The 12,820-nt window shown below is 39.5% G+C and carries 10 protein-coding genes; 4 read left to right on the top strand and 6 right to left on the bottom strand.

The features are described 5' to 3' along the window. Window positions 1–237: 237 nt before the first annotated feature. From hemC to VGA95_05600, 5 genes are all read right to left on the bottom strand, one after another. Window positions 238–1,161 (bottom strand): hydroxymethylbilane synthase, encoded by a 924-nt coding sequence (gene hemC, locus VGA95_05620; protein HEX9666023.1) that lies wholly within the window; start codon window positions 1,159–1,161, stop codon window positions 238–240. Next, the gene (hemA, locus tag VGA95_05615; protein ID HEX9666022.1) at window positions 1,133–2,455 is read right to left on the bottom strand and encodes a glutamyl-tRNA reductase; all 1,323 of its coding nucleotides are present in this window, start codon (window positions 2,453–2,455) and stop codon (window positions 1,133–1,135) included. Before hemA ends, hemC begins: the two co-directional genes overlap by 29 nt. 244 nt (window positions 2,456–2,699) lie before the next feature. Continuing rightward, on the bottom strand, window positions 2,700–3,251 hold the full coding sequence (folE, locus tag VGA95_05610; protein HEX9666021.1) for a GTP cyclohydrolase I FolE: 552 nt from the start codon (window positions 3,249–3,251) through the stop codon (window positions 2,700–2,702). 1 nt (window position 3,252) lies between these two features. Then, window positions 3,253–3,678 carry a 6-carboxytetrahydropterin synthase gene (locus VGA95_05605; protein ID HEX9666020.1) on the bottom strand — a complete coding sequence of 142 codons (426 nt, stop codon included), beginning with the start codon at window positions 3,676–3,678 and terminating at the stop codon, window positions 3,253–3,255. 1 nt (window position 3,679) lies between these two features. After that, window positions 3,680–4,102 carry a 6-carboxytetrahydropterin synthase gene (locus tag VGA95_05600; GenBank protein HEX9666019.1) on the bottom strand — a complete coding sequence of 141 codons (423 nt, stop codon included), beginning with the start codon at window positions 4,100–4,102 and terminating at the stop codon, window positions 3,680–3,682. 102 nt (window positions 4,103–4,204) lie between these two features. Here VGA95_05600 and VGA95_05595 point away from each other — a divergent pair, with 102 nt between their 5' ends. The 3 genes from VGA95_05595 to VGA95_05585 are packed head-to-tail and all read left to right on the top strand — an operon-like array spanning window position 4,205 to window position 9,856. Beyond that, the gene (locus VGA95_05595; protein ID HEX9666018.1) at window positions 4,205–7,261 is read left to right on the top strand and encodes a DUF4175 family protein; all 3,057 of its coding nucleotides are present in this window, start codon (window positions 4,205–4,207) and stop codon (window positions 7,259–7,261) included. Next, window positions 7,258–8,856 carry a tetratricopeptide repeat protein gene (locus tag VGA95_05590; GenBank protein ID HEX9666017.1) on the top strand — a complete coding sequence of 533 codons (1,599 nt, stop codon included), beginning with the start codon at window positions 7,258–7,260 and terminating at the stop codon, window positions 8,854–8,856. The genes VGA95_05595 and VGA95_05590 overlap by 4 nt, the downstream gene beginning before the upstream one ends. Further along, window positions 8,843–9,856 carry a MoxR family ATPase gene (locus VGA95_05585; GenBank protein HEX9666016.1) on the top strand — a complete coding sequence of 338 codons (1,014 nt, stop codon included), beginning with the start codon at window positions 8,843–8,845 and terminating at the stop codon, window positions 9,854–9,856. Before VGA95_05590 ends, VGA95_05585 begins: the two co-directional genes overlap by 14 nt. A 90-nt stretch (window positions 9,857–9,946) precedes the next feature. Here VGA95_05585 and VGA95_05580 read toward each other — a convergent pair whose 3' ends face one another. Continuing rightward, window positions 9,947–11,509 carry an NADH-quinone oxidoreductase subunit M gene (locus VGA95_05580; GenBank protein HEX9666015.1) on the bottom strand — a complete coding sequence of 521 codons (1,563 nt, stop codon included), beginning with the start codon at window positions 11,507–11,509 and terminating at the stop codon, window positions 9,947–9,949. Window positions 11,510–11,782: 273 nt separating this feature from the next. Here VGA95_05580 and dps point away from each other — a divergent pair, with 273 nt between their 5' ends. Further along, window positions 11,783–12,409 carry a DNA protection during starvation protein gene (gene dps, locus VGA95_05575; protein ID HEX9666014.1) on the top strand — a complete coding sequence of 209 codons (627 nt, stop codon included), beginning with the start codon at window positions 11,783–11,785 and terminating at the stop codon, window positions 12,407–12,409. Window positions 12,410–12,820: the final 411 nt, after the last annotated feature.

The raw sequence follows: 12,820 nt of genomic DNA, 5'->3' as shown, positions 1-12,820 counted from the left end.
CAACTGCCTTTTACAATCGGGAGGATATCAAAGCGACCTCCCGCCTATGCTGAATGGGTACCTCCGCCGCAAGCTAAAGAGAATTCGCTGGCTAAAATCGTCCCCCCCACCTTAATCCTCCCCCCAATTTATTGGGGGGAGGAGAATTGTTACCCATGTCCCCGTCCGGACGAATTGTGTCTTCCCCTGATAATACTTTACACTTCTCAAGCCGGGGATTAGGAGGGATTTCATAAATTAGGGAGCAAGCTTTGATATGATTTTATTCCCGCCATCCAAAAGAATTGTTTCAGCAAGCTCTTTCCCCAGCGATTTATGATCTCTCAATGAACCCTGTATCTCCTTTCTTACAATATCTCTACCATCGGGAGAGGCAAGGAAACCTAATATACTGAGACTTTCTTCTTTAATTGAAGCGTAACACCCTGCAGGCAGATTGCAGTCTCCGCCAATTCTCAGAAGAAACGATCTTTCCGCGGAGGCAGCTATACTTGTATCGAGGTGATTGATTTCTGAAAGGATTTCATGTAAGTCATCATCTTTTTCTCTGCATTCGACAGCTAAAATTCCCTGTCCCGGGGCCGGTATAAGAAAATCGATTGGACAGATTTCTGTAAGTTCTTCAACTAAATTCAGCCTCTCAAGTCCTGCCACTGCAAGAACAACAGCATCAAATCCGCCATTTCTTAACTTCCTTATCCGAGTATCAACATTCCCTCTGATTGAGGCTATTCGTAGATCAGGGAAATGATGAAGTATCTGTGCTTGACGCCTTAGACTACCAGTTCCAACTATTGACCCTTTTTTAAGTTGAGTCAATTTTAAACTCCCATTCGATACGACAGCATCTCTCGGATCGTGCCTTCTTGAGACTGCCCCAATTTTAAGCCCGTGTGGTTGAACAGTCGGTAAATCCTTCAGGCTATGAACCGCAAAATCTATTTCATGTTTAAGGAGTGACTCTTCAATCTCCTTAACAAATACCCCTTTGCCCCCTATTACCGAAAGGGGTGAATCTAACTCCTTGTCTCCGGCCGTCTTTATAATATGTTTTTCAGTTTTTATTTCGGGGAATTTACTACTTATGAGAGACTCTATAAAACCAGCTTGCCAGAGCGCAAGCTTGCTACCCCTACTCCCAATCCTTAACGTCTGCTTCATCTTCCTCTTCTTCAAAGACCTTAAATTCGTTGTCAAGCTCAAACAATTTTTGCATTGAATCCATATATAGGGCACCTAAAGACGTAGAGGATTCCTTCTTCAAATTTGTCAGCGGATCATGAAGTATCTTTCCAACGATTCCCGAAGCCATGCTTTCAATTATATTCTTAACCTTTTCGTCATCGCTTCCCAACTTATCGAGTGCCTTTCTTAACTCCGCTTCCTTAATAATCTCGAGCTTACTCCTCAGCTTAACTATTGTCGGCACCACCTTCAAACCATTTAGCCACCCTTGGAACTTTCTTTCAGTTTGAAGTACAATTTCTTCGGCCAATTTGGCATTTTCCCGCCTGGACTCCATATTTTCATCCGTCACGCCTCTTAGATCATCGATATCGTAAAGATAGATGTTTGATATTTCTTCAACCCTCGGATCTATATCGCGTGGAACTGCAATATCAATCATAAAAATTGGCTCATTATTTCTCAGCTTGAGGGCTTCCCGCATATGGTGAGGTTTAATAATATACTCAGACGACCCAGTAGCGGTTATCACAATGTCAGTTTCCTTCAGAAAATAATAAACCTCATCCATACTTATCGGGTTTCCATTAAGTTTACTCGCAAGTGCTTCAGAGCTGTCATACCGCCGACTTGCTATAATTAAATCCCTTATACCGCTGTTAATCAGATGTTGAGCAGCAAGTTCCCCCATATCTCCAGCACCAATCAGCATGACCCTTCTTTTTGATAGATCATCAAATATCCTCTTTGCAAGCTCTACAGCGACATAACTTACCGAAACCGCCTGCGTGCCTATTTTGGTCTGAGCCCTAACCTTTTTAGCCACGAAAAAAGCGGTATGAAACAGTCGATTCAAGATTAAACCGACTGTCTGCTTGAAAACGGCTGACTTGTATGCCTGTTTTACCTGCCCAAGTATTTGAGGCTCCCCAATAACCATAGAGTCTATGCTGGAAGCGACACTGAATAAATGCCTTATTGCCATGTGTCCTATGGAGATATTGAGTACGTGAGCAAACGAATCTAATGATAACCTGTGAAAGTCCGAAAGAAACTCCCTTATACTTTCAACACATTCCTCAATATTGTCAGAAACAGCATACACCTCAACACGGTTGCAGGTAGATAAGATAAGACACTCCTGGACATATCTTTTTGCATATAGCTCTTCGAGACCCAATTCCAACATAGATTGTGAAAAGGCTAAACGCTCTCTGAGTTCTACAGGAGCAGACTTATAATCTAGCCCTACGACTACTATCCGATGCATCTTAGTATTTTACCCTCAAACATGCATAGTATGCTAAGGATTTTGATAAATTTCACCGATAAATCTTATCATCAAAAATAACCACTAAAAAGCCCCCCTTCTAGGCATAATAAATACTTCTTCAGTGAGAACATCCTTGGGTTGCTTGTAGATGTTAATAATCATATCCGCTACAGCGTCCGGTTTCATCATTCTTTCCCTATACCCCTTCCAGCTCCAGTAATCACTGCTACTTCTTTTGACATCAACGCTTACCTATCAAGCTTAAAAATTCTATTCTTGTCCTCTCATCCTTTTTAAACACCCCACGCATAGAGCTGGTTAACATGCTAGCCTCAGATTTCTCAACCCCCCTCATGGCCATACAAAGATGATATGCTTCTGCAACCACAGCTACACCCTGGGGTTTAAGAGTATCATTTAAGAAATCCGCGATCTGAACAGTCATTGCCTCTTGTATCTGAAGACGTCGTGCAAAAACCTCGATAATCCTCGGTATCTTGCTAAGCCCTATTACTTTCCCATCCGGAATATATGCGACGCTGCACTTACCAAAAAAGGGGAGCAGATGATGTTCGCAGAGGCTATAAAACTCTATGTCCTTGACTACTACCATCTCATCATACTTAATATCGTAGATAGCACCGTTTATCATTTGTTGAGGTGAGATCATATAACCAGTTGTAAGCTCTTTATACATCCTTGCAACCCTATCAGGTGTATTTTTAAGCCCCTGTCTGTCAGGATCTTCTCCAATCTCTGTAAGAATCTCCCGCACGGCTGTCGCTATACTCATTTTATGAAGGTTCCTCCTCAAAATACTCGAAATAGTTATTTTGCGTTTCCCAGAGTTTCAGATAACTGAGTTCCCCTTTTTTTATCCTTGGTCTAAGTTGTAACCAAAAGTACTTCACAATGTTCTCTCCAGAGGCTTGCACATCTGTAAAATAGGGAACTTCAATATCAAGCCTTTTATGATCTAATTCATCGATGACATCTCCCGTTATGTCATCCAGCTCACTAATACTTATTATCATTCCCGTATCTGGATCAATATGTCCACTAACCCTTACCTCTAAATAGTAATCATGCCCATGCCCTTTAGGATTGGTGCATTTGCCAAAAATTCGAAAATTTTCTTCCTCTGACACATCTTTTAGAAAAAGTCGATGTCCTGCCGAGAAGTGATACACTTTTGTTATACTACAAATCTCCCTTGGCATATCATACAACCCTATAATCCACAAACAGATCAGGGGTCTCGTAGAGTCTTATTCTATATAGTCTACAGTTTGTTTCTTTCCCAAGCTGTTTTTCTATCAATTCCCAAAATACTCGTGCGATATTTTCTGTAGTGGGAATTCTATCTCGAAAATAGATGTTATCATCATTCAGATGTTTATGGTCAAAATCCTTAAGAACATCATTTATCATTGGTTTTAAGTCATATAGGTTAATTATCATACCCGTTTTGGGATCAACCTCACCCTCAATTGTAACCTCAAGGATATAATTGTGTCCATGACCATATTTACTCGTACATTTACCAAAGACTGCTTGATTCCTTTCTTCACTCCACTCAGGATTCCAATAACGATGTGAGGCAGCAAAGTCGACCCTTTTTGTCAGAAGTGTTTTATGGCCCATGGGCAATCCGTAGACAAGCTATTAAGGAAAATTATGTTATCATGAATTATTAGTTCTTGCCAATTTTTCTTAGACCCTTCTCTAGTGTAGAATTTATTCCCTGTGATAGATTACAGTTCATCAAGACGTTTTGAAACAATCTCAGATCACATAGAAGAGAAACAAAAAAAAATTCGCGCCCTGAAAGGGATAGTAGAATTTTTCATAGCTACGATTATAATCCTGTCATTATCCTCGATCCTTTCGTTTATTTCTTTAAATCACATTTTTCTCTCTTTGACAAAAATCCTCACCATTATAGCAATTACAATTTGCTTCTATAAGTTTTTTTTGTCTGCCCTTTTAACAAGACATAAAATTGCTGAATTATCTCATGAAATAGACAGGATATCCCCTGGACTCGGAGAAGACTTTATCAATGCCTGTTTACTAAAATCGATTTTAGGAGATAAAGAAAATGAAACAGGTGTTTCGAAAGATCTTATAATAGCCCACATAGATCGAGTTGTCCTCAGAATGGAGACCTCTGACCTTAGTCCACTATTTACGGATAAAAAATTGAGTAGATACTGGAAACTGGTCACAATTTCCTTGATCATATTCCTCGTCATGATTCTATTTACTCCCTCAGAATACAGAAACTTTCTATTCAGTAGACGCATGTTCTCTTTTGACAAAAGGCACCTTCTTGAACTAGCAGATATTGAGATTACATATGATTATCCTGCATACACACGGATGCCGAGGAAGGTAGCTTTGGGAACAGACGGAAAGGTAGAAGCTATCAAGGGTACAAATGTAACTTTTGAAGCAACCCCTTTAAGACCACTAAATAGGGGAAAGTTAATTCTCGAAAAAGGTGTCCCTTACGCTATAGACACAAGTAAGCAAAATGTGAGGGCAAATTTTGTTATTGTTTCAGACGATACCTATTATATTGAAGATCAAAGTAATGATATCAGATCGAGGGATTTTCTTATCAATGCCATAGAGGATTTTAATCCCGAAGTAAAGATTGATTACCCTTTATCAGAAGCAAACCTGGCTAGCAGCAACGAACAACTAGCGATCTCCTACAGAGCGACCGACGATTTCGGCATTTCCAAAATAATATTGGAATGGGAATCTAGTGGGGGTGTTGGGAGTAAAACAATTGAACAGTTCAAAACTGAAACAAAATCAAAAGAGGGAGAATTTCTTTGGGAACCACAGGGAATTGAAGCTGAGCCCAATGAGACGATTAATGTAAAACTTAAGGCATACGATAATGATACCGTTTCAGGTCCCAAGATAGGTGAGTCAAATGTAATTAAGGTTACATTAAGTAATCCGAATAAAACGCACGAAGATGTCATGTTAATTGCGGAGAAGTTGCAGGAACAGCTATTGGAAATACTCGCCGATGAAATAGATAATTCAAGGCTTACAGACAACCGGCTGTTTAAAAACGGAAAGTTAGAAGACGCGGCTTCCGAAGAAGAAGCTAGAAGTAATGTAAAGGATGAAATGCTGATCACACAAAATTCCCAACAGACAATAACATCAAAGATTAAAAATGCCCTGAGTTCTTTGGGTCATGGACTCGTTAAAATGAAGAACGACGAGCATTCAGATTATACTTATTTCATAGGATTATCGAACATGAAAATAAGGATCGACGATCTTTATTACGATAGAGTCCAACTGCTTTCATCCCTCGCTCCGAACTACTTCTCAAGATTAGATAATCAAGTAACCAGGGAAATCAACGAATTTGAGGATGACATTCTTTTCTTAGATTCAATGCTGAAGGGAGAGAAATTGAGACAGTCCCTTAATATTGGGGCGAAAATGCAGGATGAATATGACAATCTAAAAGAGCTATTAGAAAAACTAAATCAAAATAATAATGAGAAAACAAGAAGGGAGATTGAGAAAAAGATTGAATACCTAAAAAATCAGCTATCAGATCTAGCTCAAAAACTGAGCGAGTTAAGTGGGGATTTACAAAGGGAATTTTTAAATCGTGACGCCTTTACATCTATAGATTTAGAAGAAAAGCTTAACAATATATTGAATGAAGCCCTCAATGGTGATATGGGCAAGGCCCTGAAATTGTTGGAAGACTTTAGAAATAGTATGCAAGATATGATCGCTTCTCTTGAGAGTGGTTTAAAGTCTTACAGAACTGCATCACTCTCAACAGAGATGATGAAAATGAACGAATATATATCGAGGCTTAACAATATTGAGAAGGAAGAGGAAGCACTAAAGCTAAAAACTCAGGATTATAAAAACAGGCTGCTTGACTCTGCAAAAAATGGAAATCTAAGAGACTTCGTAGATAATGAAAGGGAAAAGATTAAAATGCTTCAAAATTACCTGTTGGGAATAAAATCTAAATCTTCACTCGTTTTACCCGATGATGGAATATTTCAGAACCATCAATTATTTGACAGGATTCTTGATCAGACCGATGAGTTATCAAAGTGGGTTGAAGCCTTTGAATTTAGCGAAGCCCTGATGCTATCAAAAGAAGTGGAGGAACGGATAAATGGAATTAGCGAATTAGGCAAGCTTGGATATGGTCACATGGAAAATTTGTCTAAACAAATGTATAAATCAGAACTATTGGCAAAGGAAATCCACAATGACCTTGAAAATTTATTGAAAAATGAAACGAAAGAATCCAATACCCAACATCTTGCTCAAAAGCAGAACGAAATCCGGGAAGAGTCCACTAGGTTCTCGGATGAACTCAGAAATTCTCAGAATGAACCTTCGCTTCCACCCGAAATTGGTGACTCGTTAGATGAAGCTAGAGATTTTATGAGCAGCTCGCTCAAAAATCTTAAAGAAAATGAACTATCCAGGGCAATATCAAACCAAGAAGAAGCAATAAAATCATTGAACAAAGCTCGAAGAGAATCCGAAGGTTTACTTAAAGATTTTATGCTCAGTTCTAACGGAGCAGGGAAATCTGTTCCACTGGTACTAGGAAAAAATCAAACTCGGGAAAACTCTTTCGGTTTTGATACCAGCTATGTCGAAATTCCAAAACCGCAAGAATCAAATTCTCAACAAGAATTCAAAGACAAAATATTGGATGCAATAAAGGAAGGTTCACCCGAAGGTTACAGCGATCTCAACAAGAGATATTATGAAAGGATCATCAAATGATGACAATTAATCTTCTAATACCGTTATTTGCTATGTTTCTTAATGCTACTGCCAACCCGTTTGGTACAGAGAAATTAATTAAAAAAGGGGAAGAATATCTAAACTCATGGCAGATTTCGATGGCCTCAGATGTCGCCGATAGAGTTTTAGACCAGTCGCTGAGTGATGATGATAAAGCACAAGCCTACTATTTTAAATCTATGGTCGAATACTATAAGGGGAACTATGCTCAAGCACTCGAGTATGGAAAAAGGATTGACATGTCAGAAAAAGCCATTCAAGAAAAATTTAGGCCGTTAGTTTATATTCTCGACGTCTCAGATTTTGGGCTGAACTTTAAGGAAATTAACACAAAACACTTCAATATCAGATACATACATCCAAAAGATAAAATTCTTATGAGTTACGCCGAAACTGTGCTTGAGAAGGCTTATTATGAAGTGGGTTTGGACCTAGATTACTACCCAAAAGCGCCTATAGTAGTCGAAATATACCCAGACTTGAAAAGCTTTACTGATGCTTCGACCCTATCAGAAAATGATATAAAAACTACTGGTGTAGTAGGGATATGTAAGTTCAACCGAATCATGATTCTATCCCCCCGATTACTACCAAAAGGTTTCTCATGGTTCGATACACTTACTCACGAATACACTCACTACTTAGTATTTATTAAGAGTCAAAATAAAACGCCTGTTTGGATTCATGAAGGTATTGCAAAGTTTGAAGAAAAAAGATGGAGGGGAAAAGATAGCGATGTTATCACCCCTTTTTATGAATCGCTTCTGGCTATAGCGCTAAGAGATAATAAGCTAGTATCAATAGAAAAAATGCATCCATCATTCGGTAAGCTTGACACTGCCTATGAAGCACAGCTTGCTTTTGCGCAATCGGGATCGATGATCGAATATCTCGTGAATATTTGGGGTAATAATGCAATAGTTAGTTTACTGGATAACTTAAGAAAAAGGGATGATTATAAGTTATCGATAAAAATGGTTACAGACAAAGAATTCGATAGCTTCTATGATTCCTGGGTAGAATACCTTAAGTTCAAGAAACTTTCAGTTAGAATTCCTGACGTCGAAGTAAAGGAATTGAGATTTACTGAAAGCGGACCTTCTCGAGACGGGAGCGAGGACCTGATCGATATCGACGATATCAAAGCAAGAGAATATTCAAGATTGGGCGATATGCTCAGGACAAGAGGGCGGTTAAAAGCGGCAGCATATGAGTACGAAAAGGCAATCCATTTTGACCAGACCTCGCCGGTAGTTTTAAACCGACTTACTTCAACCAAAACCGATTTAGGCCAATACGATAACGCAGAACAACTATTAAAACCGATTATAGAATTATACCCTGATTATGTCGACACACATTTAAATCTTGGGAGAATTTACTTTAAGAAGGGGAATTTTAAAAAGGCGGAACAGGAATTAAAAATTGCATTATCTATAAACCCGTTCGATCCAAAAATACACACAGCTCTTATATCAGTATATGAAAATCAAGGGATATTGGAATCAGTTGAAAAGGAAAAAGAGGTTCTGAACATACTATTAGAAGAGGAGCCCAGAAATGAATCAGATTGAGTATCAAAGAAACGAAGATACTGAGAGAGTTGAAGAAGTTTCTGAAATTAAAAATCAGATTGTTAAGGAAATCAGCAAGGTAATTGTTGGACAGAAAAATGTAGTTGAATTACTGCTAATATCGCTTATGTCCTCGGGTCATTCATTGTTCGTTGGAGTTCCCGGCCTTGCAAAAACATTGCTTGTTAGTACGTTATCAAACGTCACAAACTTAGATTTTAATCGAATTCAATTTACACCGGATCTAATGCCTTCGGATATCACCGGCTCCGAAGTATTGGAGAAGGATGTATTAACTGACAAGAGATTCTTCAAGTTTATTAAAGGACCAATCTTTTGTAATATTCTACTTGCTGATGAAATCAACCGCGCATCCCCAAAGACCCAGGCGGCTCTTCTTCAAGCAATGCAAGAGCATAGAGTTACCGTTGGGGGAGAAACATATCAGCTGGATCCTCCCTTCCTGATTTTTGCCACTCAAAACCCGATCGAACAGGAGGGAACTTATCCACTACCTGAGGCAGAGCTCGATAGGTTTATGTTTCAAATTGATGTGGATTATCCTTCTCACGATGAAGAAATCGAGATCGTGAAGGCTACTACATCAATGTATAATCCTAGCCCAAGAAAAGTCCTTGACGCTGATAAAATTATTTGCTACCAAGAGTTAGTCCATAGGGTGCCAGTCTCAGAACATGTAGCAGATTATGCAGTGAGCCTTGCAAGATCAACAAGACCTAATAATTCAAACACAATCGAAACTGTAAAGAAATGGGTTTCCTGGGGTGTTGGACCCAGGGGTTCGCAGTATTTGATCCTGGGAAGTAAGGCTAAAGCGGTTCTTGAAGGGAGATTTACACCAACCACTGAAGACGTGAAATTTATTGCACCGGCAGTTCTCAAGCATCGAATTGTTTTGAACTATCGTGCTGAAGCTGAAGGGATTAAACCAATAGATGTAATTAATGAGCTATTGGAAAAAGTTAAACCCGATATCTAGACTATTCATACGAGGTTGGAAAACCTCGACTATCGTTTTGCAATTCATCAACAATATGGATAGGCAGGGTTTTCTAACCCCGCAATTGACCTACTCCTTCACAACGCTTCCGGGCTGAATTACTTCAGTAATAGATAACGTATGATCAAACTTCGAGGTAATTAGCTGCCTCACCGTGGGCTCCATTCTCGAAAGAAATGGCTTAGGATATAGTCCCATTACAAACATCATAATTGCAAGCGGGAGTAAGACCATAACTTCCCTCAGATTAATATCAAGGAGCACTTTGTTCTCAGGCTTATCGAGTTGTCCAAACATAACCCGCTGATAAGCCCACAGCATGTAAATGGCACCTAGAACTATACCAGTAGCACCAAAGATCGAATAAATGTAATTCATCCTGAAAGCACCGAGAAGCACAAGAAATTCCCCAATGAAGCCATTGAGAGACGGAAGTCCAATAGATGATAGCATTGAAACCATGAAGAACGCGGCAAGCAGTGGCATCACCTTTGAAATTCCGCCAAACTCCTTAATCATCTTGGTATGTCTCCTTTCATAGACCATTCCAACAATAAGGAAAAGTGCACCGGTGGAAAGACCATGGCTTATCATTAAATATATTCCACCCTCTATTCCCTGAATATTTAGAACAAAAATCCCTAGAACGACAAGGCCTAAATGACTTACGCTTGAATACGCAACCAGCTTCTTAAGATCTTCTTGTGCAAATGCCACCATTGCACCATAGATAATCCCGATTATCGCGACTATTAAAATGAAAGGAAGAAAGTCAATGGTTGCCTCTGGAAAAATCGGAAGTAAAAATCGCAAAAAACCATATGTTCCCATCTTAAGAAGAATAGCTGCAAGTATTACGCTTCCAGCCGTAGGGGCTTCGACATGTGCATCAGGAAGCCAAGTATGGAACGGAAACATTGGAACCTTGATCGCAAACGCCAGGAGAAAAGCAAGAAAAGCTAAACCCTGAGGACTTAATATTCCAGAATATGGAATGTTTAGTCTATAAAAATCAATGACATTCATAGAAGCGGTTCCAAATTGATCCAGATGTAGAGAGTATAGATAGAATATGGCAATGAGCATCAAAGCACTACCAAACGCGGTATATATAAAGAATTTTATGGCTGCATATATTCTACGCTCTGCTCCCCATATTCCGATTATAAAATACATAGGTATCAAAACCGCCTCCCAGAAAATAAAGAAAAGAATCATATCCAGTGCTATAAAAGTTCCGATTAAAGCGGTCTCAATCATTAAAATCAGGGCTAAAAACTCTCTCATGCCTCTCTTAATTGCATTCCAAGAACTAAGAATCGTAATGGGGATAAGAAATGTAGTGAGAAGCACTAGAAATAGGCTAATTCCATCTATACCCAAATGATAGGTTATCCCCAGGGTCTTTATCCACTCGGCTTTGACTTCGAACTGAAAGCCCGAGAAACCAATTTTAAAGTTTATAAAGAGCGGTAACGAAATAATAAATTCAATGGCGGCTATCACAAGAGCTCCGATTTTCATCGGTTCTTCAGACTCCCTGAAAAGCAGGGACAAAATAATAACTATCAAGCTTCCAAAAACAGGAAAAAAGGTAATTACTGTTAGACTTCCATCTAAAAGAGAGTCCACGTCGGTCGAGAACCTCCAAAGGTCTATGAGTTTGACGGTTTTGGGCTGTAAATATACTCAAGAGCTAGCATATCCACAAGAAGTTTTGCTTTCAGGTTCACGTCATATGGGATTGCTCAGACTTGTGGTTAATAGATGATAACAAATTAGACACAAGATGGAGTCATTGGGCAACATCTGTAACCCCACCTAAAATCGATCATGATGCAAAATTTGAATATTACTTTCTTTCAAATATACTATGAAACTTAATACCCTATATCGGAGGAGACAATGACCATAAAAAAGAAACCCCATATGAGCGGAAAAGTGAAGTCAGGAGATGTCAGTAATCGCGTAGGAGTTGAGCAAATTGAGGCGAGAGGAGTCGATGTTAAGAGGCTCACTGAAAAATTAATCGATGCCGCGGGAGCGGAGTTTACCACATATTATTACTATACAATACTTCGTATGCATCTCGCCGGAAACGAAGATTATAAAGAAATTTGTGAAGACGCACGCCTTGAGGACCGCGCTCATTTTGAATTAATAACCCCGAGGATTTATGAGCTCGGGGGCGGACTACCCAAAGATATTCGCGACTTCGCAGATAGAGCATCTTGTGCAGATGCCTATTTACCCAATAAACCTACGGCGGCAAACATCTTAGAAGTGCTCCTAGAAGCTGAAAGGTGTGCAATCAGAACCTGGAGCGAGATATGTGATTTGACTTTCGGGAAAGATCCACGTACATATGACATGGCGTCCAGAATACTCCAAGAGGAGATTGAGCATGAAGCATGGTTCATCGAATTACTCAGCATGGAAAGAGATGGAGTTGTTAGACCATCTGGCCACTTCCGACGTGGAGACCCTGGAGAGGCACCCTACAGCAAAAACCGGTCATTCTACAATCCCTAAGAATGGGGACCAAGGTGGGTGAAAACCTACCATGTTAAACTTCATACACCTGAAGGGATAGTCCGACTTGAAGTGGGGGAAGATGACTATATTTTAGATGCTGCATATAAGGCAGGGTATGAGTTACCTTCTATGTGCCTTCAGGGATTTTGTCTTACGTGTGCTTCTAGGCTTATTAAGGGTAAGGTAGATCAATCTGATGCGATAAGATACTATCCTGAGGACAGAAAATCCCGTTTCATACTGATCTGTAGCGCAAAACCACTTTCCGACCTTTGCTTAAAAACTCATCAAAAAAACCAAATGCAACATCATCGGAAAAAATCAGGGTTGCCCTACCCTCACGGGTAGGGATATAACTTAACTTGCTTAATTCGCTATGATTAACTGATTATGTGGCAATTCGGAATA

It is taken from the genome of Thermodesulfobacteriota bacterium, assembly GCA_036397855.1.
Taxonomy (GTDB): domain Bacteria; phylum Desulfobacterota_D; class UBA1144; order Nemesobacterales; family CSP1-2; genus DASWID01.
This window is presented reverse-complemented; position numbering and strand designations above follow the sequence as displayed.